The 21981-nt window shown below is 40.2% G+C and carries 16 protein-coding genes, 3 tRNA genes and 1 pseudogene; 9 read left to right on the forward strand and 11 right to left on the reverse strand.

What is annotated here, in order from left to right; genetic code table 11:
* Positions 1-73: 73 nt before the first annotated feature.
* From EV690_RS13120 to EV690_RS13145, 6 genes are all read right to left on the reverse strand, one after another.
* Positions 74-2020 carry an exoribonuclease II gene (locus tag EV690_RS13120; RefSeq protein WP_131913453.1) on the reverse strand — a complete coding sequence of 649 codons (1947 nt, stop codon included), beginning with the start codon at positions 2018-2020 and terminating at the stop codon, positions 74-76.
* An 848-nt stretch (positions 2021-2868) separates the two neighbouring features.
* Positions 2869-2945: transfer RNA gene (locus tag EV690_RS13125), tRNA-Val, on the reverse strand.
* A gap of 21 nt (positions 2946-2966) precedes the next feature.
* Positions 2967-3043 (reverse strand) — tRNA-Val (locus EV690_RS13130).
* 21 nt (positions 3044-3064) lie between these two features.
* A tRNA-Val gene (locus EV690_RS13135) sits at positions 3065-3141 on the reverse strand.
* Between the two features lie 470 nt (positions 3142-3611).
* Positions 3612-4532: a chemotaxis protein gene (locus EV690_RS13140; RefSeq protein WP_131913454.1), complete on the reverse strand. Its 921-nt coding sequence runs from the start codon at positions 4530-4532 to the stop codon at positions 3612-3614.
* Positions 4533-4669: 137 nt separating this feature from the next.
* On the reverse strand, positions 4670-5065 hold the full coding sequence (locus tag EV690_RS13145; RefSeq protein WP_131913455.1) for a response regulator: 396 nt from the start codon (positions 5063-5065) through the stop codon (positions 4670-4672).
* A 602-nt stretch (positions 5066-5667) separates the two neighbouring features.
* Between EV690_RS13145 and EV690_RS13150 the strand changes: the two are divergent.
* The 4 genes and pseudogenes from EV690_RS13150 to ttcA form a co-directional block, all read left to right on the forward strand.
* Positions 5668-6418: pseudogene (locus tag EV690_RS13150) on the forward strand (transposase); the annotation flags it as partial.
* Positions 6419-7499: 1081 nt separating this feature from the next.
* On the forward strand, positions 7500-8240 hold the full coding sequence (locus EV690_RS13155) for an FNR family transcription factor (RefSeq protein WP_131913456.1): 741 nt from the start codon (positions 7500-7502) through the stop codon (positions 8238-8240).
* A gap of 109 nt (positions 8241-8349) precedes the next feature.
* The gene (uspE, locus tag EV690_RS13160) at positions 8350-9276 is read left to right on the forward strand and encodes a universal stress protein UspE (RefSeq protein WP_131913457.1); all 927 of its coding nucleotides are present in this window, start codon (positions 8350-8352) and stop codon (positions 9274-9276) included.
* A gap of 88 nt (positions 9277-9364) precedes the next feature.
* Entirely contained in the window at positions 9365-10291 is a 927-nt protein-coding gene (gene ttcA / locus EV690_RS13165; protein ID WP_131913458.1) for a tRNA 2-thiocytidine(32) synthetase TtcA, read from the forward strand.
* A 47-nt stretch (positions 10292-10338) separates the two neighbouring features.
* Here ttcA and EV690_RS13170 read toward each other — a convergent pair whose 3' ends face one another.
* Together EV690_RS13170 and cobB are read right to left on the reverse strand one after the other, a co-directional pair.
* Entirely contained in the window at positions 10339-11139 is an 801-nt protein-coding gene (locus EV690_RS13170; protein ID WP_131913459.1) for a glucosaminidase domain-containing protein, read from the reverse strand.
* Between the two features lie 60 nt (positions 11140-11199).
* On the reverse strand, positions 11200-11898 hold the full coding sequence (cobB, locus tag EV690_RS13175) for a Sir2 family NAD+-dependent deacetylase (protein ID WP_131913460.1): 699 nt from the start codon (positions 11896-11898) through the stop codon (positions 11200-11202).
* A 412-nt stretch (positions 11899-12310) separates the two neighbouring features.
* Between cobB and EV690_RS13180 the strand changes: the two genes are divergently transcribed.
* From EV690_RS13180 to EV690_RS13200, 5 genes are all read left to right on the forward strand, one after another.
* The gene (locus EV690_RS13180; RefSeq protein ID WP_165872754.1) at positions 12311-13333 is read left to right on the forward strand and encodes an amino acid ABC transporter substrate-binding protein; all 1023 of its coding nucleotides are present in this window, start codon (positions 12311-12313) and stop codon (positions 13331-13333) included.
* A 105-nt stretch (positions 13334-13438) separates the two neighbouring features.
* The gene (locus tag EV690_RS13185; RefSeq protein ID WP_131913461.1) at positions 13439-14629 is read left to right on the forward strand and encodes an amino acid ABC transporter permease; all 1191 of its coding nucleotides are present in this window, start codon (positions 13439-13441) and stop codon (positions 14627-14629) included.
* Positions 14630-14631: 2 nt separating this feature from the next.
* Positions 14632-15732: an amino acid ABC transporter permease gene (locus tag EV690_RS13190; protein ID WP_131913462.1), complete on the forward strand. Its 1101-nt coding sequence runs from the start codon at positions 14632-14634 to the stop codon at positions 15730-15732.
* A 17-nt stretch (positions 15733-15749) separates the two neighbouring features.
* Complete coding sequence (locus EV690_RS13195) at positions 15750-16514, forward strand: amino acid ABC transporter ATP-binding protein (RefSeq protein ID WP_131913463.1); 765 nt, start codon at positions 15750-15752, stop codon at positions 16512-16514.
* Between the two features lie 147 nt (positions 16515-16661).
* Entirely contained in the window at positions 16662-18572 is a 1911-nt protein-coding gene (locus EV690_RS13200; protein WP_165872755.1) for a methyl-accepting chemotaxis protein, read from the forward strand.
* On the opposite strand, the gene EV690_RS13205 is transcribed toward EV690_RS13200, so the two are convergent.
* From EV690_RS13205 to pheT, 3 genes are all read right to left on the reverse strand, one after another.
* On the reverse strand, positions 18567-19091 hold the full coding sequence (locus EV690_RS13205) for a GNAT family N-acetyltransferase (protein WP_131913465.1): 525 nt from the start codon (positions 19089-19091) through the stop codon (positions 18567-18569). The genes EV690_RS13200 and EV690_RS13205 overlap by 6 nt on opposite strands.
* 200 nt (positions 19092-19291) lie before the next feature.
* Complete coding sequence (locus EV690_RS13210) at positions 19292-19591, reverse strand: integration host factor subunit alpha (protein ID WP_131913466.1); 300 nt, start codon at positions 19589-19591, stop codon at positions 19292-19294.
* A 2-nt stretch (positions 19592-19593) separates the two neighbouring features.
* On the reverse strand, positions 19594-21981 hold the full coding sequence (gene pheT / locus EV690_RS13215; RefSeq protein ID WP_131913467.1) for a phenylalanine--tRNA ligase subunit beta: 2388 nt from the start codon (positions 21979-21981) through the stop codon (positions 19594-19596).

The raw sequence follows: 21981 nt of genomic DNA on the forward strand, positions 1-21981 counted from the left end.
TGATAAAAAGCTCAAACAAGAAAAATCCCCAAGTTGAGCCTTGTAATAATTATTGAGTGAAAATAATGTCAGCTTAGACAAGCTCAGCAATCAAACTTGAACCATTCTGTTTTACTTCACATACGTTGATGAATAGCTCATCACCTAACTGGTATTTGCATTCACCATTAATGAACACTTTACCATTATCGCTATCACAATTGAGTTGATCTTTAACAGCATGAACTTTAGTCGCAGGAACAAAGGCAACTGCCCCTGTTTCATTAATACGGACTTTTAAGCCACCACGGGTTACGTCAATTAACTGCCCTTGTTCATTGCCACGTTCTTTTAAATGACGGCTATAAAATTCACTGTATAGATAATCACTCATATTTCGCTCAGCAAATTTATGGGCTCGACGACATTCACCTAAATGAACAGATAACGCTTCATCAAGTGGAGAGTCAACTTGTTCATTAAGCAACATCGCTTTTAGTAAGCGGTGGTTGAGCAAGTCCCCATATTTTCTAATCGGTGAAGTCCATGTGCCATAACAAGGTTCGCCTAAGCCAAAGTGAGGTTTTGCTTGCGCAGAATATTCACTAAAACTGTAAAATTTACGAAGGCGTAGATCCAAGTATGTCATCTCATCATTGTCTAACTGGCGACGTAGTTTACAAAATCCCTCAAACGACAATAACTCTTCGCGGCTCATCTCAATGCCCGCTTGTTTAACTATCTCTTCAACCTGAGCAATCTTGTTTTCATCAAAACCGGCATGACTATTAAAGACAGCAAAGCCAAAATGATCATTTAAAGTCTTAGCTGCGCTAATGTTAGCCGCAATCATTGCCTCTTCAACCATCCGGTTAGCAATGCGGCGAGGCTCACAATGGATATCAGCTACACTTCCATCAGGATTTATTTCAAATCGATAATCAGGGCGATCAGCAAACACAATCGCATTTTTTTGACGCCAACTAGTACGCTGTGCCGTCATTGCCTGAAGTTCTTTGAGCTGGATAGCTAGTAAATTGCTGCCTGGTTGCCATGATGACTGGCCGTCAGACTCGATCCAATCAGAAACATTCTCATAATTCAAACGATGTTTGCTTTGCATCCAAGCTGCAAAAAATTCTGTTTCGCTATAATTCAGTTGGCCAGTATTATCAATACGAATGCGAGCACAGAGAGTCGGACGTTTTTGTTCAGGATGTAAAGAACACAATTCATCGGCTAAATGCGCTGGTAACATGGGGACAGTATGGGCAGGAAGGTAAAGTGTAAATCCACGTTCCCTTGCAGTCTCTTCCAGTGGATTATTAGGCGTGATATAGGCACTTGGGTCAGCAATCGCAACTAACAACTCCCAGCCATCCGCAATTTTCTCAATATGTAACGCATCATCCATATCCAATGTTGATTCTGCGTCGATTGTGAAAAAATCAACATCAGTGATATCGCGACGTTCTAAAGATTCTTGTGCAAGGGTATATTCATCTAGGTCTGCAGGTGCATCCCATGCTAAATGATGGCGAGCAGTCGTTGCTTTCCAGCGAGCAAACTGATCACTAGATTTAGCGATAACCTTTTGTACTTCACAATAAAAATCTCGATCATTGAGAGGATGACGTAGCATTTTTGCAACGACCCAATCTTGCTTACCAAGTTTCTCAGTAACTTTTTTATTAACTTTGGCATTGATTGGAAAATTAATCAGTGGGTGATCAGGGATAACAGCCGGACGCCCATCTCGACTAAAATGAACTTGACCGATAAATTCATCAATACCGGCTTCAATTAATTTTTCTGGCTCAAAGCTCTGTTTTCCATCTGAGCCATCGCGAATAATCCCTGAGACTTTATCGCCATGCATAACCCGCTTCATTTGAGATGGGGTAATGAAGTAACTTTTGTTCCCTTCACACTGCAAAAAGCCAAATCCACGTTCTGTCGCTTTCACTTGGCCTTCAGCCGTTGGTAAACTGTCTTTAATTTGTTTCTTCAGTTGCTGTAATAGCGGGTTATCTTTAAACATCTGAATTCATAAAACCCTTTATAAAAAGTAGGCTTCAACTATACACAATCACCGCTTTTATCGCTACCCGCCGGGCATTATTACTTACTGATTGGGGCTTGATGTATAAGGTCAAACCGCATTGGTAAAATTCTATATATATCTACAAGTAAGCTTTCGTCCATAGATAAAGTCGCTAAACCCTCTGCACAGAGAGTCATAGTAATTATTATGAATATTAGTCTACAAATTAAGCAGCCAGTATCTATCCCACAATTTTTTAGCTTATCTACATACGATAACTCTATAAATACCCGATTGTTTTCCAAATTTGTCATAGGTATAGAGTTATGGAAAAATTTAAGTTATCGGTGTTAGAAAAAATGTTTTTTTGCAGGTGATATAGCTGTAAATGTCGTCATTTCCTCAATGAATCTTATTATTACTTTTTTTATACAGACATATTTGGTTTAAAAGCTAGCGATGCTTTTTAATGTAGTTCGTTTACATGATACCTTCACTGACCCAATGATCCGCAATGGTAAAGTTAGGCAATTATTCGGCTTGGGCAGAAGAGAGTACCAATTTATTGGGTGCGCCTAACTAGGCATAAATCGGATAAGACAATTTTTACAACAAATTATAATCAAAAAGTTTTTGGTCCAGGACACTATAATTTTATCGTAGACGAGCAGGGGAACGATTTATTGGTTAATCATGCACGTAATTATCAAAAAATTGAAGGTGAACCTTCATGGGATCCCAATAGACATACATGGGTTTCAACCATTCATTATATTAGCAATAATCTGATCGACAAGACAAAAGGAAGGTAAATAATGCAACAACTTATCTTTAAGACAGGAACTTGGTACGACTGAGTGGACTCGAACCACCGACCCCCACCATGTCAAGGTGATGCTCTAACCAACTGAGCTACAGTCGTATTACAGAATATTAATTTGTTTGGTACGACTGAGTGGACTCGAACCACCGACCCCCACCATGTCAAGGTGGTGCTCTAACCAACTGAGCTACAGTCGTATATAAATACTTTTACTTTCTTGGTACGACCGAGTGGACTCGAACCACCGACCCCCACCATGTCAAGGTGATGCTCTAACCAACTGAGCTACGGTCGTACTACCTCGAAAGCGAGCGTATATTAGCGAGAGGGGGAGGTTGGTGCAAGTGGTTTTTTCTAGATTGGGAGCTAGTTGTCCAATCAATAACCATTTTAGATCTTCGATTATTCCATTCATCCAAAAATATCGACTAATTGAAAACCATTTTTGTGAAAGTTGCTCAAATGTATAAACAATGATGACAGGCAGGTCAGGCCATACACAGACGTAGGCTATTAAGTCACACGACTTTAATGAACAGTTGATGCAATAGCTTAGCTGCGCGGCTTACGCTGCATTACTTATCGGCTTGACATGAGTCTGCGTTATATCTCATAGGTTACTGTAGGTGTCTAGCAAACGATGGTAGGTCTAGGGTAGGGGATTGGCGAGTATAGAAAGATTAAGCATACAAAAAATATCAACAAAAAAGCCACTTTAGCAGAAGTAGCTTTTAAATCCATAGATGAGCGTTGTCTTGAAAATGGTTAACGACCAGATACGCCTGGGCTAACTGTCCCATTTTCAATGTGATTGGCACCCCGAAGCATTCCCTGAATCAACTCAGCTGCATCAAATTTAGTTAAGGCTTCGTTTGCACCGACTTGATGAGCTCGATCCACACTAATCTCGCTTGATAAGGAAGTGTGTAAAATAATATATGACTTAGCAATATTCGGATGGCTACGGACTTCAAAAGCTAATTCATAGCCATCTAAACCAGGCATCTCAATATCACTTACTAAAATATCAATACTGTTATCAGTGGCCGTTGACTTCAACATCATGTCAAGTGCAGTTGAACCATCTGCACATACTTCAAATGGAACATTCACATACTCAAGTGCCTCAGATAATTGTCGACGAGCGACTGAAGAATCATCGACGACTAAGATCCGGTGTTCTCTGAGTCTGGCTCGATCGGTCGCATCAATATTTGCATGGAGATGGTCTTCAGAAGTCGGATAAATATGTGATAAAAGCATCTCGATATCAATCAGTTGAACCATTTGATTATCAAACTCTGTTACTCCAAGGACATAAGCTGAACGTCCGACTGCGGTAGGGGCAGGGTGGATGTTTCGCCAATTGCACTCCATAATGCGGTCAATTTTACGTACCATAAATCCAACCAGCTGACGTTGACAATCTGTCACAATAATGAAGCACTTTTTATATTCTTCTTTTTGAATACTGCGATACCCTACGGCAGATGCCATATCAATGATGGGAATCGTTTTCCCGCGAAAAGGGGTAGAACCAATAACATAAGGATGCGATTGAGGAAGAATAGTTAAATGCTGATAAGGGATAATTTCACGAACTTTTAGAGTGCCTAAAGCGAATGTCTGCTGCAAAGTTAATTTGAACAGCAATAACCCTTGAGACTGCTGGCTGCTTTGCTTCATATAAATTCCTTTCAATAATCAGCTTACTGAAGATAAACGACACGCTCACCACAATTGTAGCATTTATTATACAGAAACTTTAGCGAACATAAAATTCTCTATAAATCAAACAGGTATAGATGCAAATCCGATAGATATTATGCACATTTTCTTTCGTATATTTTTCTAAAAATAAACTTAATTTTTTTATCTAAGGTTACTTGGCTAAATGGTTTAACTATGTAACCATTCACCCCAGCCTTAGCCGCCTCGACAATCTGCTCTCGTTTGGTTTCGGCAGTAACCATAAGAACAGGGAGCTCATCAATGCTTTTGGTCTTCCGAATAGCCTTTAACAGTTCGAGACCATTCATATTAGGCATATTCCAATCGGTGATAATTAAATCAAATTGTGTATGTTGCACCATAGACAAGGCATGGACTCCATCCTCAGCCATCTCTATTTGCTCGATACCTAAATCCTTTAAAATGTTTTTAATGATTCTTCTCATGGTTGAAAAATCATCAACAACTAAAACTTTTAAATTTTTCATGGATATTATTTATACAACTGTTATTTAATATAATGAAAGCGGGCGGTATGTTAACACCATCGCAAAGTTAGAGCTAGGTGTGTTCAATCTAAATACATGGACATATATACTTTTGAAATAAACGGCTATTTATTTTAACTGGAGAATAACCTAATACTGAGATAGTTAATTCACTTAACAAAATTATTAAATCATGTTCTTTTAGATATTTTTCAAGGGAGGAGCCTAATTTGATGTCCGCTGATATCTCCAAAGCTAAGAGTTGGTTCAAAATCCTAGAATATAGTGTTATCCCTGATCTATGATTTACCGGGAGCATTGATGCCACTACATGCGATAGTTTTTTCTATTGAGATATCGTGATATGAAGCCAATAAGATTGGATAAAATAGAAAGATAGCTAAATAGAAATAATCTATTTTATGGTAAATTGGACTCATTATTGTTAAATAGGATTTCTAGTAACACCATGAAAAAAATCAACTTTCCTCAAAACCATCATTACTTAGTACGACGTATCGATACTGCCTAGGTAATACCCCCGTAAATTAACAGGCGTCAAAAGTAGAATTTTCTCGTACTCCAAACGCAGGAAATTCTGCATGAAAACATCAAAATTTACAGACAGCCAAATCATGGCGATCCTCAAACAAACCGAAGCCGGCACGCCCGTTCCTGAGCTATGCCGGGAGCATGGCATGAGTTCGGCGACTTTTTACAAATGAGCTAAATTCGGCAGCATGGATACGTCGTTGATGGCTCGCCTAAAAGAACTTGATCAGGAAGCGATGGCACAACACGCAATGGCCAATCGGAAAATGACAATTCGCTTGGCCTGCGCGGCATTTTCCATCAGCTAAACCTACTACCGATATCAGCCTGTTTATGACGATGAGAATGCGCAGACCGCAGCTTTGCTTGTTGATTTAACAGAAAAAGAAACGGACTCGGGCTGTGGGTAATGTTTTTATTATCTGCGGCGCAATGTGAAAGGCTTCGGTTGGAACTACATGGAACCACAAGCGGATCCTGCGATTTAGCGCTGAATCTGCGTATAAAACCACGCCGACGACTAAAGCGAAACGCACCAGAGCTGCTGACAGAACCCACTCAATTAAATCGAATCCAGTGTGGTCGATAGATTTTATGTATGACTAGCTTGCAGATGGGCGCAGCTATCGGTTGTTCAACGTCATCGATGACTTTTATTGAAGCTTGGTTTTCGCTGCCGACGCTGCGGGTAATAAGGTCGGGACGCTAAAACAGCTGCTTGGATGGCGACCCAAACCCTTGACGAACCGCTGTAACAATGGTCCCGAGTCCATCAGCCAGGAATTTACAGAATGGGCGAAAACAACAGACCATGAGTCGTGCTGCTGTACGAGCTATTCAGCGTGTTACAATCACGAGCACAATACAAGAACAGCTGCACTTTACGTTTTCACTATGGGCTAAAATACTCTATTTAACATAATATACATTATGCGAAATTATATATTCTAAAACTTCAGCATTTAAAATACTGATCGAACAAAAACACAGTTTCCCAAGGCTTCATTCCGGTGCCTGAAAAACAAGCATACCGAAACTTCTCATTTTGTTCCATGCACAGACTCCGGACATGATTTCACCACTTGCGCGTTAGTGATTTTCCTTTTTACTTAGCTAATTTAGTGTAGCCAACAAGTTATCTAATTTAGATCAGAACCGTACTGACCGAATGAGTTCAATCGCTTTTAGGAAACAATTTCTTTGTCGGCAGGATTTATCATAGCCATGCTCACAGGTGGATCCTATGTGAGCAGCACTAGACTAGCCACATAAACACGGGTTTCTACCCAGGGGCTCGTCTGGAGTCATTGTTCAATGCTTCAACACGATTACCTTTAACCCATTCATGACTGCGATAAAACATCTCACGCCAAAATCGATCTCATTATTTATAAAAGTATTACTTGTTCGTTGCTTTTTCTTAATCGCGCCCTAACGAATTGCTATAGACGTCCCAGTTCAAAAAAATGCAATTAGATACTACTAATTAAGCATAATGCAGTTGTATATTCTGTGCTTTTATACTAGCTGGATTGTCTTCTGCATAAAAATGTCATATTCCAGTATGATTGGAGAATACTTAATAATTAATTTTTTATTATAATACAATTACTTATGAATTTATCATGTTTTATAGTGGACTTAATCAATGCCATCCTCTGAGAGCGATAACATATTGTTTGTTTTAAATACATTTTTTATAAGAGCGTTACACTAATTTAACTTTTAAAGTGCTTGCCTCCCCCATTGATTCTCATGTATTGTTCGTGCTCTAGTTGAAATGGGCTCATTTAAAGTTATAAGTAAAATGCTTTTTTTGTCTATGAAAGTAATTTGAAAAATAGTAAACTTGATTTGAGTCAAAACGGATGGTCGAGTTGCTATGAGCGTTAACCACAGACATAACCGAATTCAAACTGGCGGATGTGAAATTCATTGTCAAGAATGTAGCATTGCCCAGTTATGTATCCCTTATTCCCTCAATGAAACTGAATTAGACCGCTTAGATCGGATTATCGAGCGTAAAAAACCGATTCAAAAAGGCGAAGAACTATTCGCAGCCGGTGAAACGATGCGCTGTTTATATGCTATCCGCTCAGGGACGATTAAAACATACACAATCACCGAACAAGGTGACGAACAAATCACAGGTTTTCAACTCGCTGGTGACTTGGTCGGATTTGATGCAATAAATCGTGGTATCCATCCGAGCTTTGCTCAAGCACTGGAAACTTCGATGGTTTGTGAAATCCCCTATGAAGTGTTAGATGATTTATCATCAGCGATGCCTAAGTTACGTCATCAAATGATGAGGTTGATGAGTAATGAGATTTGTGGCGATCAAAATATGATTCTGCTCTTAAGTAAGAAAAATGCAGAAGAACGTTTAGCTGCGTTTATATTTGGTTTATCAAATCGTTTTGCTCAACGCGGATTTTCTCCTCGAGAATTTCGTTTAACAATGACCCGTGGCGATATTGGTAATTACTTAGGATTAACTGTTGAAACAATTAGTCGTTTATTAGGCCGTTTTCAAAAATCAGAACTGATTAACGTAAAAGGCAAATATATTACAATCGTTAATCACGATAAACTTGCAGAATTAGCGGGTGCGAAAAAGTAACAGTATTTTTGACCTAGTTCTGTTCTTTGAACTAGGTCGCTTTCCCTCTTCTATGTTTTAGCTAATCTGAGAGTATCGTTCATTAAGCCCTTTAATTAAGGAGCATATTATGATTCAGTACAAAAATATCTTGGTTGTGATTGATCCCACTCAAGATGAACAGGCTGCCCTTTCTCGAGCGATTTTTCTTTCTCAACAAAAACAGCAGGCCCCTATTAAAGCTCTCCTGACTATCTATGATTTCTCGTATGAAATGACATCAATGCTCTCATCTAGCGAACGCGAAACAATGCGTTCAGCAGTCATCGCTGATAGAAAAGAATGGCTTGATAAGCTCGTTGCTCAATACCAACACAACGGAATCGAGATCGAAACCAAAGTTCTCTGGAATAACCGTCTCTATGAAGCCATTATTAATGAAGCCAAAGAATTCGGACACGATTTAATTGTTAAAAGTACCCATAGCCATCCTAAATTACAGTCGGTTATCTTTACACCAACTGATTGGCATCTACTGCGCAAAACCCCCTGCCCATTATTATTAGTGAAAAATAATAATTGGCCATCGCATGGTCGAATCCTAGCAGCAGTTCATTTGGGTGCTGAAGATGAATTACATCTGAAACTCAATGATATGATTACTTGTTATAGCCGTGATTTAGCAGACCTTGTCGATGGTCAATTGCACGCTATTAATGCTTACCCTCCCGCACCGGCCAATATCGCTATCGAGCTGCCCGATTTTGATCCTGAATTATATAATCAAAACGTTAAAGAGCAGCATGAAGAATTAGTTAAAGAGTATGTAAAAAAATACGACCTTGACGAAAATTTCATTCATCTAGAAGAAGGGTTACCTGACGATGCGATTATCGATACATCTTATAATCTGGATGCAGCCGTTGTCGTTTTAGGTACTTGCGGTCGAAGTGGATTGAGTGGTGCATTAATTGGTAATACAGCCGAACATGTGATCGATCAACTCAACTGCGATTTGCTCGCATTACGACCGGAATCACTAGATACCGAGCACTAAATAACCGCACTCATAATGTACTGCTTGCAGTCAGCCAGCGCGCCTTTATAATGGGCGCGCTTTTTATTTTAAAGTATGGTCAACGTCTATGTCTGTAAAACCCAAAACTATCTATAACGCCAATAAACTTCACAAACGCCTACGCCGCCAGGTAGGGCAAGCTATTGCAGATTACAATATGATCGAGGCTGGCGACAAAGTCATGGTGTGCCTCTCTGGAGGGAAAGATAGCTATGGTTTACTAGCAATACTATTGCACTTAAAAGCGCATGCCCCAATTAATTTTGATATAATTGCAGTAAATCTGGATCAAAAACAGCCAGGGTTTCCTGAAGATGTATTGCCCCGCTACCTTAATGAATTAGGTGTTCATTACAAGATTGTTGAAGAAGATACCTATTCTATCGTCAAAGAAAAAATTCCCGAAGGAAAAACAACCTGCTCATTATGCTCACGATTGCGCCGTGGAATTTTATATCGTACAGCGAAGGAAGTAGGAGCAACCAAGATAGCGCTAGGTCATCATCGTGATGACATCCTTGAAACCTTATTTTTGAATATGTTTCATGGTGGTAAACTCAAAGCGATGCCACCGAAATTAGTCAGCGATAATGGAGAACATGTCGTTATTCGTCCATTAGCCTACTGTAAAGAAGCAGATTTAGAGCGTTTTGCACAAATTAAAAAGTTTCCAATCATTCCTTGTAATCTCTGTGGTTCGCAAGAAAACTTACAACGGCAGATGATTAAAGAGATGCTTAACAGCTGGGAAAAACGCTACCCAGGGCGCATTGAATCAATGTTTAGAGCAATTCAAAATGTTGTTCCCTCACACCTTTTAGATAGTAGTTTCTTCGACTTTAAAAATGTTGATATATCTAATGGGATTATCGATGGTGGTGATATAGCCTTTGATCGACCTGAACAAAGTGAGACGAAGAGGGTTGAAAAATTTAATGAGCAAAACAGTGGAGACAGATTAACAGTTCAATTTATTGATGCCTCAGCCAATTAATTTAATGATTCAACCCAAAAAACACCATATATATGGTGTTTTTTGTTTTAATTGGTCTCAACCTGAGGTGCATCAGGCCAATTATCCTTATACGTGTTCATCAGTGATGTCAGTGAATCAACATACCCCATTCCGCGAGCCGAATAGTTCACTAATCCCTTAACTACTGCCCTACCACTCACCTTTTTACCTTGTTGGCGGAGGTTATGACGAATACTTCTAAATTTACTGTATGCCGGGTTAGTATTGAGATTACGCATATAAGCAACCACTGATTGAGCCGGTGATGTAAACTTTTTCACCTCGTGAGTTGCATCTTCAGAGCGAGCATTTGGTATGATTCCACATCCTTTCTGGTAGCACCATTGCCCAAATAAATTATTTCCCTGACGAGCAAATCGCGATGTCCCCCAAGCCGATTCATTAGCAGCCTGGGCCAAAACTAAATTAGGGGGAATGGCATCAACCCGCAACAGTAGCTGTTTAAAGATATTGTCAGAAAGGCTACCTTCATCATCAATTGGTACTTTATATTCACTAGCCAGCCGTTTCACGAAGTTCTTTGCTGAGCGAGATAAAGACTCTTTTCCACGATACTGCTCATATGCTTTCTTAAGCAATTCTCGCTTTTTGAGGATAACAAAATTCATATTCTTTACCAGCGGCAGCAGATATTCGGTAAATTGCTGTTTTTTTGCTGATGATGACTGCCCGTCAGTGAATTTAGGGAGACTTGAAGAAGGCAATGACAAACCAGGCATCGCCCAAACGTTTCCTGAAGAGCGATAATCACACCCAGGCAAACCCACTAAAATAGATAATGTAGTTATATAAAAAAGCCAACGCAAGTTGTTCTCCCTATGTTAATTTTAGCGTTCTAGTTTAACAACTTCATTGATTTTAGCCAATCACCCCATAATTTGATGGCAAAACTCCGGCACAATTTTCGTCGCTGGACCATAATATTTTTCGTCAAATGCACTTTCAACTTGAGACGGTGCAAGATTTAGTTCAACAGTTTTAGCCCCAGATAGAGATGCCTGACGAACAAAACCAGCGGCTGGATAGACAACTCCGGAAGTCCCGATAGCAATAAAAAGATCAGCTTGAGAAATATGTGCCATGATGTCATCCATATACAAAGGCATTTCACCAAACCAAACAACATGAGGACGTAAAGGGCTTGCTGGTGTGCAGCAATGGCATGGTTCATCTACTGCTATATCATGATCACAAGGATAAAGTTTGCCTGTTTTGACACAGCGTACTTTCATCAGCTCGCCATGCATATGGTAAATATTTTGACTGCCAGCTCGCTCATGAAGATTGTCAATATTCTGAGTCACTAACGTGACTTCTATTCCTGGACGTTCCGACAGTTCCGCTAGAGCAATATGTGCTGCATTGGGTTTAATTTTAGGGTCAAGTAGTTCCTGGCGACGTTGATTATAAAACGCCTGAACTTGAACCGGATCACGCTGATATCCTTCGGGAGTACAGATATCTTCGACCCGATGGTCAGCCCAAAGTCCTGTGTCACCACGAAAGGTTTGAATCCCCGATTCAGCAGATATGCCTGCCCCTGTTAAAACAACGACTTTCACCATGACTCCTTTGTTAATTTGACACTATTTTGCCCCTGATATCTTTATCTTGAACTGGAGATACCCGAAGCAATTTTACTTTATTAAACAGATTATTAATCATTCTAATTTATGGGAATTATAGATAAATATCTCAGTATAAGTTTAATTCAGGGTCAAAAATGAGTTAAAAATTTTACAAACGATGATATTTAATCAATAGTTAAATCATCTTATTTGAAAAATAATTCTCTTAAATTGAGACATTTCCAAATATGTTGCTGTTTTTGCACTATGGATAGATAAAAATATGGTTGACAGAATGCGAGATTAAAGTTTAAGTTGAACATAGGCCTAATGGACAAGGCTGTCGAACATCGCTAAGTGCTATTAGGCCATATGCACAACACAATAAAAATGTACAGGGATGAAAACAATGTTCAAAAAGACCAAAGTGTGGACAACCGTTGCGGCGGCTACTCTCATGCTCTCCGCATATGCTAATGCAGAATCAACACTCCAAAATGTTCAGAAGAAAGGCTATGTTCAATGTGGGGTCAGCACAGGATTGCCTGGATTCTCCAACCCAGATGCTCAAGGTCATTGGCAAGGCTTAGACGTTGATGTTTGTCGAGCTGTAGCTGCAGCAGTTCTTGGTGATGCGAGTAAAGTCAAATATACCCCCCTGACAGCGAAAGAACGCTTTACTGCATTGCAGTCTGGGGAAATCGATATGCTATCTCGTAATACCACTTGGACCTTAACCCGTGATGCATCCTTGGGTGTCAACTTTGCGGGTATAAACTATTATGATGGTCAAGGCTTTTTGGTAAGCAAAAACTTAGGAGTGACATCGGCCAAAGAGCTTGATGGTGCTGCCGTTTGCGTTCAGTCAGGCACGACGACCGAACTTAACCTTGCTGACTATTTCCGCAGTCACAACATGAAATATACCCCCGTAGTATTTGATACCTCAGACCAAAGTGTTAAAGGATTTGAAGCGGGTCGTTGTGATGTCTTAACTTCAGATCAGTCACAGTTGTATGCATTACGCATTAAATTAGCCAAACCTGAAAATGCTGTTGTTCTGCCTGAAGTTATTTCCAAAGAACCGTTGGGACCTGTTGTTCGTCAGGGGGATGATGCATGGTTTAATGTTGTTAAATGGTCGTTATTTGCAATGCTCGACGCTGAAGAACTTGGTGTAAGCTCTAAAAACGTTGATCAAATGCTCAAATCAAACAATCCTTCAATCAAACGATTACTAGGTGTCGATACTGATATGGGGCAAATGCTAGGTATTAGTAACAAATGGGCTTATAACATCGTTAAACAAGTAGGCAACTACGGTGAAGCATTTAAACGTGATGTAGGTGAAGACTCCCCGCTTAAAATTAAACGAGGCTTAAACGCGCTATGGATTAACGGTGGTATTCAATACGCACCACCAGTGCGTTAGCACTACTATAGTTTGATTTAATCCCTGTAGAGCTGGATTGCAACCAGCTCTACTTCTTAGTGGACTGATGCTTTTAACGTTTAATTGACTTATCGGAGTTGATATATGGCTGAACGGCCTTCTCCTAAAACGAAGTTAACGTTACGTACGGTTTGGTTCGATCCAAATGTTCGTTCGTTAGTTTTTCAAGTTATTGTTATTGGCCTTGTTGCTTGGTTTTTACACGACATTATTTCCAATGCGTTAAACAATCTAGATGCACGAGGCATTAATACAGGCTTTGGTTTTTTAGATCAAAGAGCTGGATTCGGAATTATTCAATCGTTAATTCCTTACACTGAAGACAGTACTTATGGTGATACTTTCATTGTAGGTTTATTGAATACCTTACTGGTTTCCATTTTAGGGATTATCTTGGCAACCATTCTCGGATTTATTGTTGGCATCGCCAGATTATCTGATAACTGGGTTGTCTCGAAATTATCGTCCGTGTACGTTGAAATTCTGCGTAACACACCATTGTTGCTGCAAATATTTTTCTGGTATAACGCAGTGTTAGCACCGCTACCTCGTCCCAAACAGAGCTACCATATTGGTGAATGGTTCTTCTTAAATAGTCGAGGATTATACATTCCGAAACCAGTATTTATGGCTGGGTCTGGACTCGTAGTTGCCGCTATTATTGCGGCGATTGTCGCAATAATAATATTGCGTTATTGGGCGAAACGGCGCCATGTTAGAACTGGCCAACCCTTCCCTGTGTTCTGGACATCGTTAGCTATTATAATCGTGCTGCCATGTTTAGGTTATTTTGTATCAGGTCGCCCCGTCTCTTTAGATTTTCCTCACCTAGCAGGTTTTAATTTTAGAGGTGGATTGACAATTATTCCTGAGTTAACTTCATTGTTATTAGCACTGGCATTATATACCTCCGCGTTTATCGCTGAAATTGTTCGCTCAGGAATTGAAGCTGTGAACAAGGGACAAACAGAAGCCGCCCAATCTTTAGCATTATCTAAATCACAAACCTTACGCTTGGTTATTATTCCTCAGGCAATGCGGGTGATTATTCCGCCGCTCACCAGTGAATATCTTAACTTAACGAAAAACTCATCGCTCGCTACCGCCATTGGGTATCCTGAATTAGTTTCGGTATTCATGGGGACAACATTAAACCAGACAGGACAAGCAATTGAAGTCATCGCAATGACGATGGCTGTTTATTTGGTGATTAGTTTAAGTACATCATTACTAATGAACTTATACAACCGTAAAGTCGCGCTGGTCGAGAGGTAATTATGAGTGAATATCAATTTAAACCTGATCGCCCGGCACCTTCGATTCAGGTTGGCTTCATAGGCTGGATGCGTAAAAACTTGTTTTCGACTTGGTATAATTCTATTTTCACTCTTTTAGTGTTGTACTTATTTGTTCCACCTATTTACCACTTTATTCAGTGGGCGTTTATTGACGCTTCTTGGATTGGAGATAGTCGCAAAGCCTGTACTGTTGGTGGTGGCGCATGTTGGGTCTTTGTCGAAAATCGTTTCTCGCAATTAATTTATGGCTTTTATCCACAGCCTGAGCGTTGGCGCCCCGACTTAGTTTATGCAAGCTGTGCTTTTTTGATCGGATGGCTCGCTATTCCCAAACTGCCTAAAAAAGTTTGGGTGGGAGCATTTACCATCTTCATCTACCCATTTATTGCAGTTATTCTGCTTAGTGGTGGCATATTTGGACTAAAACCTATTGAAACAAGCCTCTGGGGGGGGTTGTTGGTGACCTTGGTTCTCGCTGTCTCAGGTATTGTAGTTTCGTTGCCATTTGGGACAGTTCTCGCCTTGGGAAGACGTTCTAAGATGCCAGTTATTCGGGCTGTTAGTACAATTTATATTGAATTCTGGCGGGCAGTTCCACTGATTACAGTGTTATTTATGGCTTCGGTTATGCTGCCACTATTTATGAGTTCAGAAGTGAATTTCGATAAATTGTTACGAGCGATGATCGGTATCACCATGTTCTACTCAGCCTATATGGCTGAAGTGATTCGTGGGGGGTTACAAGCAATTCCTAGTGGTCAGTATGAAGCGGCTGAAGCCTTGGGATTAAGCTACTGGAAATCGATGATCTTTGTCATTCTACCTCAAGCGTTAAAAATCACCATTCCATCGATCGTCAATACCTTTATTTCGCTGTTTAAAGATACCAGCTTAGTATTAATTATCGGCATCTTTGATCTATTGGCAATAGGTCAATCAGCAATGTCTGACCCTAAATGGCTTGGCTTCTCTATTGAGATGTATGTATTCATCGCATTTGTCTTTTGGTTATTTTGTTTTGGGATCTCTCGGTATTCCATCTATCTCGAAAACAAATTGCACACCGGCCATAAGAACTGATCAAAAAGGATTTTAGTATGACAGAGCAATCTAAGCTCACTCAGCAAGACACCGTGATTGAGCTGCGTAAAATGAACAAATGGTATGGTGAATTCCATGTGCTAAAGGACATCAATTTAAATGTCACCCGAGGTGAACGGATCGTCATTTGCGGTCCATCAGGCTCTGGGAAGTCGACAATGATTCGCTGTATTAACCGACTAGAAGAACATCAAGAAGGTGAAATTATTGTCAATGATACGTTACTAAACAACGATATTAAAAATATTGAATATGTACGCCGTGATGTTGGAATGTGTTTCCAGCACTTTAATTTGTTTCCACACTTAACTGTAATGCAAAACTGCTGCCTGGCTCCTATTTGGGTTAAACATATGCCGCAAAAAGAAGCTGAGCAAACCGCAATGAAATATTTAGAACGGGTGAAAATTCCAGAACAAGCCCATAAATATCCGGGGCAATTATCCGGCGGACAGCAACAACGAGTCGCGATTGCCCGAAGCTTATGTATGAACCCTTCGATTATGCTTTTTGATGAACCTACATCAGCCTTAGACCCCGAAATGGTTCGCGAAGTACTGGACGTAATGGTGGAACTTGCCGAAGAAGGCATGACGATGATTTGTGTTACTCACGAAATGGGATTTGCTAAGCAGGTTGCAGACCGTGTGATTTTTATGGACCGAGGAGAAATTATTGAACAAAACACACCAGATAAGTTCTTTGATTCCCCACAATCAGAGCGCACAAAATTATTCTTAAGTCAGATCCTTAATCATTAATCTTCTGTTATGGGAATAGTCTATATCGCAAGATATAGACTACCTCTCATATTTATTTATTTTTCTAATAATTAAATTAATTTCGCCGATAACTTCTAATATTCCAACTACACTAAAAAGGCTGAAGATGGCATGAGGTTGAAATATATGAGATTATCTCTACAAGGGAAACTGATTTCAGTAACAGTAGTTTTTCTAACGATAATTGCAGTTTGTTTAGGTTATCTTGCTTACAATGAATTAGCTAATTCTCGAGAACAGGCTATATCATCACAGAGCGACGCACAGGCCCAAGCGTTTACGCAGTACTTATCCAGTTGGGCAAAAGACCGTAGAGATATGATGACAGCTCTTGGTATAGAGCTAAGTTCACAGTTAAAATCAGATGGAAAACTAAATCACACCGAGACGTTGAAATTCTTAAACCAGGCGAAGAGAAGCGGCGATTTTGCCTTAACTTTTGTTGGACTCGAAGACGGAACCATGTATCGCCATGACCCGAGCCTTGACAAAGCTGGCTATGATCCTCGTGTACGAGGTTGGTATAAAACAGCTAAAAAGCTTGAAAAACCTTTTATTACCCTGCCCTATATTGCCGTAACTGGCAAAAAACTAGCAATTACCTTTGTTCAGCCAATTATCATTGATGGCAAGTTTCGGGGGGCTATTGGAGGACTTTATTATCTAAATAAAATAGTGGACAACGTTCTCTCACTTAAAATTCAGGGAGATGGCTACGCCATGTTACTGGATAAACGTGGTGCAATTGCAGCCTTCCCGCAAAAAAATATGATCCTCAAAGCACCAAAAACGTTAAGTAGCCGTCTAGACACAAATAATCTTATTAAATTATCTAGCAAGCCTTCTGCTCATGACTTATCAATTCAAGGCAAAGATACCCTACTTTATCTCAATCCAGTTCCTAACACTGACTGGATCTTAGGCTTTGTGATGAATAAAAATGTGCTATATGCATCCATTTATCAGTTGCTTATCAAAATAGTAATTATCGTTGTCGTACTGTTGATCATCAGTATCATCGCTTCAATAGTCATTATTCGCTGGTTGTTTAAAGATTTACGTGAAGTTTCCAAAGGTCTTGCGAATATAGCTAGTGGCGGCGGAGATCTAACTATGCGGATCCAAACTTCATCACAAGACGAGATTGGAGAACTTGCCAGTAACTTTAATACCTTTATCGAATATTTGTATGGAATTATCTCACGGCTCAAAGTTGTTGGAGATAGCCTAGTATCGGAAGCTTCAAATGCAAACAAAGTTTCTGATGAGAGCGCCAAACAGATCCATAATCAGCAGCAAGAAGTCACTATGGTTGCAACCGCTGTTCACGAAATGACTGTCGCGACCCAGGAAATAGCTAATAATGCTGCAAATACTGCCTCAACTTCTGATAATGCAGTTCACTTAAGTGAACAAGGCTTAGTTGAAGTGAACAAAAGCCAAACTAGTATTAACCAATTAGCAGATGAAATTCAGGATACGTCTAAAGCAATAGGTGAATTGGATCAACATGTGCAAGAAATCGGGTCAATCCTATCGACTATTTCAGCTATTGCTGAGCAGACCAATTTATTAGCTCTTAATGCAGCCATTGAAGCTGCTCGAGCGGGAGAGCAAGGTCGAGGATTTGCTGTAGTCGCAGATGAAGTGCGCTCGCTTTCACAGCGGACTCATTCTTCGACAGAAGAGATCCGCAATATGATTAAAGTTCTGCAAGAAGCAACAGACAATGCGGTAACTCGCATGACTAGCAGCCACGCAACTGCCCAACAAAGCGTTCATGATAGTGATCTGGCTAAACAAAGCTTTGTTGAAATACGCTCAGCAATTGAAACCATTAATGAAATGGCGACTCAAATTGCAACTGCAGCCGAAGAACAAACATCTGTTACAGCTGAAATTAATGAAAACACTAATAACATTAATCAAGTTTCTGATGAACTCAATAAAACCGCTCAAAGCAATGCGAAACAGGCTGAAATATTGTCAGATATTAGTGAAAAAGTTCGAGCAGACATTGGACAATTTAAACTATAAACGCTGTTTAATATAGTAAAGTTGAAGATGTTCATTTAGATAAACCTGTTGATTATGTTCAACAGGTTTATCTTTATAATACAACCCCTGAGAAGTAGGAATAAATCCACGCTTAGCACACAACTGCTGCATTCCTTGGTAAGCTGGAGACAAAGAAACCCCCATACCTATACGCCGTCTACTGCGCAAAGCTTTCGGCTCAATGCGACTCATCAAGGCCGTTGCGACCCCTTGACGGCGCATTTCCGGAAGAACGACTAGCGTCGTAATTTCAGGAATATTGGCCTCTTTAAACATATAAAAGTCAGCATCCCAGCTCATACAAATAAAACCGATGATTTTTTGATCGCGAAGTGCAATCCAACTTTCACAAGTTTCTATTAATTGTTGATGGAAGTCATCCAAATTAGCCGGTTCGGAAGGATAGAAAGTTGTTGAAAATCGGTCGTAAAGATGCCCGCACCACTCCTGTTCAAGGGGCCTAATACTGCAGATCGTTTTACTGGCCGTTTGCAACATATACTAACTCACATCATCTCTAAAAATATTTGTACTAACTTACCGGGTTACATACCGAATTTCCAGTGGCATTCCGGAATTAATATAAAGATTTAAGATGAAATTAGCATATTTAGCAAGGTAATGAGAAATAAAAGAAAAATAAATGGCTTCGCCGACTCACGACGAAACCATCTATTCACAATAAACTACATCTAATATTACTCAGACTTAGGTTCAGCGTTTTCAACACGGCTTTTCAATTTCTGGCCGGGTCGAAAAGTCACAACACGTCTAGCACTAATAGGAATGTCTTCCCCTGTTTTTGGATTTCGCCCCGGACGTTCATTTTTTTGCCGTAGATCGAAATTGCCAAATCCGGAAACTTTAACTTGTTCCCCAGATTCTAATGCCAGGCGGATTTCCTCGAAAAATGATTCCACTACATCTTTCGATTCTTTTTTACTAAACCCCAACCGATCAAAGAGATTCTCTGCCAGGTCAGCTTTAGTTAATGCCATATCTAATCCCTCAAGGATGCATCGAATTCGGATTTGAGAGCGGCGACAATATCATCAACAATTGCGACAATCTCAGCTTCATCCAAAGTATGGGTCTTATCCTGTAAAGTTAAGCTAAGCGCAATGCTTTTTTTACCTTCAGGGACACCTTTACCTTGGTATACATCGAATAAGTTTACGCCAACTAATTGATTTGTGCCATTTTTCCGAACACATTTTATTAAATCTGCGGCATTAACGGAACTATTTACAACAATTGCTAAATCTCGACGATTTGAAGGGTATTTTGAAACCGGTTCAATATGTGGAATTTTCCCTTCAATTAGTGCTGATTGAAGCAATTCAAACATAAACACACGACCGCTCAGTGAATATGTTTTTTCTAATTGAGGATGAATCGCCCCAACCCAACCGACGCATTTACCACAGCGAAGAATTTGCGCACTTTGTCCTGGATGAAGCGCCGGATGTTCAGCTTTGATAAATTCAAATTCGTCTTCGCATCCACTCGCCGAAATCAATGCTTCAACGTCACCTTTAATATCAAAAAAATCAACTTCACGTTGACCATCATGCCAACTCTCATCAGAAATAGGCCCAACAATCGCACCACCAATCATCGGTTCCTGACGTACTTTTAATGATTCAGTTGCATCGGGAATAAAGCGCAAACCTGTTTCAAAAACACGGATTCTTGGCTGTTGTCGTTTCTGATTATATGAAATAGTATCTAGCAATCCAGTCCATAAACTCAGGCGCATTTGCGACATATCTGATGCAATTGGATTTGGCAAATTCATCGCTTCTTGCTGTGGATGTAATTTTTGCTGCTTTTTAGGATCAACGAAACTATAAGTCACCGCTTCTTGGTAATCTCGATTAACTAAAATATCTCTCAATCGTCCTAAAGCTAGTGAAGCTTCAGGTGTTAACGCCATTTTTAAATGAGCATTTGGTGACACGTTGGGGATTTCGTTATAACCATATACACGAGCAATTTCTTCAATTAAATCCTGCTCAATTTCTAGATCAAATCGATAACTTGGTGAAATCCCTGTCCAAGTATCTCCTTGTTGCTTGACATCTAAACCTAGCCGGTTAAGTATTCTGCATACCTGCTCTGTTGAAAATTCTTGACCAATCAACTTGTTTAAACGAGCATGGCGCAATGTAATCGGCTGTGGTTTTGGCAATTTATCCCGATTTTCAGCCACTATTACCGGCCCTGCTTGACCGCCACAGATCTGTTGGATCAGGGCGCTAGCTCGTTGCAGTGCTGTCTCTTGTAATTGCCAATCAACACCCCGCTCAAATCGATGTGAAGCATCGGTATGTAAACCATATTGACGGGCTCGGCCAGTAATAGCCAACGGTGCAAAAAATGCACTCTCTAAGAAGATTGACTGACTTTGCTTAGTAACACCACTGTGTAGACCGCCAAAGATCCCTGCAAGCGCAATTGGGCCGTTATCATCAGCAATAACGAGCGTGTTATCACTTAATTTTACTTCTTGCTCATCAAGAGTAATCAGCGTTTCACTATCAGTCGCTAAACGAACATGAATTGAACCACTGACCTTATTGGCATCAAATGCATGCAGTGGCTGCCCCAGTTCTAACATAACGTAATTAGTAACATCGACAATCGGATCGATAGAACGAATACCGCTACGACGTAACTTTTCTTTCATCCATAACGGGGTATTGGCACTTAGATCAACGTTTTCAATCACTCGACCAAGATAGCGTGGGCATTCTTCAGGCGCTTCAACTGATACATTGATCGTACTAGACGAATCCTCAATAACATCATCTACAACAATAGGTGTGACATCTAACTGATTTAAAACGCCTACTTCACGAGCAATCCCAGCAATACTCAAGCAATCGGCTCTATTTGGGGTTAAATCGATATCAATAGAAATATCATTCAACTGAAGATATTCTCGCAAATTTTGCCCTACTGGGGCATCTAATGGCAATTCGATGATGCCATCATGGTCTTCACTTAGCCCTAATTCACTAGCACTGCAGAGCATCCCATTTGATGGTTGTCCACGTAGTTTTGCCTTCTTAATTTTAAAATTATCTGGCAAAAGAGCCCCAACTGTAGCGACTGCAACTTTTAGTCCCTGACGACAGTTCGGCGCACCACACACGATCTGAACAGGTTCAGATGCACCGATGTTAACTTGAGTCACTCGCAATTTATCCGCATCTGGATGCGGCTGACACTCAATGACTTTCCCTACAATGACGCCAGAGAATTCACCAGCAACAGGTTCAGTTGTATCAACCTCTAACCCTGCCATTGTTATTTGTTCACATAAAGCATTTGAGTCGATCTGCGGATTGACCCACTCGCGCAGCCAAGCTTCACTAAATTTCAT

Origin of the sequence: Celerinatantimonas diazotrophica, from assembly GCF_004339545.1 — a bacterium.
Lineage (GTDB): Bacteria > Pseudomonadota > Gammaproteobacteria > Enterobacterales > Celerinatantimonadaceae > Celerinatantimonas > Celerinatantimonas diazotrophica.

Coding starts and splice junctions, on each gene's coding strand:
- cobB (WP_131913460.1), bottom strand. CDS start 11,898: ATGGTGAAAGTCGTTGTTTTAACAGGGGCAGGCATATCTGCTGAATCG.
- uspE (WP_131913457.1), top strand. CDS start 8,350: ATGATTCAGTACAAAAATATCTTGGTTGTGATTGATCCCACTCAAGAT.
- EV690_RS13145 (WP_131913455.1), bottom strand. CDS start 5,065: ATGAAAAATTTAAAAGTTTTAGTTGTTGATGATTTTTCAACCATGAGA.
- EV690_RS13140 (WP_131913454.1), bottom strand. CDS start 4,532: ATGAAGCAAAGCAGCCAGCAGTCTCAAGGGTTATTGCTGTTCAAATTA.
- EV690_RS13185 (WP_131913461.1), top strand. CDS start 13,439: ATGGCTGAACGGCCTTCTCCTAAAACGAAGTTAACGTTACGTACGGTT.
- EV690_RS13120 (WP_131913453.1), bottom strand. CDS start 2,020: ATGTTTAAAGATAACCCGCTATTACAGCAACTGAAGAAACAAATTAAA.
- EV690_RS13205 (WP_131913465.1), bottom strand. CDS start 19,091: ATGTTGCAAACGGCCAGTAAAACGATCTGCAGTATTAGGCCCCTTGAA.
- EV690_RS13155 (WP_131913456.1), top strand. CDS start 7,500: ATGAGCGTTAACCACAGACATAACCGAATTCAAACTGGCGGATGTGAA.
- EV690_RS13180 (WP_165872754.1), top strand. CDS start 12,311: ATGTTCAAAAAGACCAAAGTGTGGACAACCGTTGCGGCGGCTACTCTC.
- pheT (WP_131913467.1), bottom strand. CDS start 21,981: ATGAAATTTAGTGAAGCTTGGCTGCGCGAGTGGGTCAATCCGCAGATC.
- EV690_RS13195 (WP_131913463.1), top strand. CDS start 15,750: ATGACAGAGCAATCTAAGCTCACTCAGCAAGACACCGTGATTGAGCTG.
- EV690_RS13200 (WP_165872755.1), top strand. CDS start 16,662: ATGAGATTATCTCTACAAGGGAAACTGATTTCAGTAACAGTAGTTTTT.
- EV690_RS13210 (WP_131913466.1), bottom strand. CDS start 19,591: ATGGCATTAACTAAAGCTGACCTGGCAGAGAATCTCTTTGATCGGTTG.
- EV690_RS13190 (WP_131913462.1), top strand. CDS start 14,632: ATGAGTGAATATCAATTTAAACCTGATCGCCCGGCACCTTCGATTCAG.
- ttcA (WP_131913458.1), top strand. CDS start 9,365: ATGTCTGTAAAACCCAAAACTATCTATAACGCCAATAAACTTCACAAA.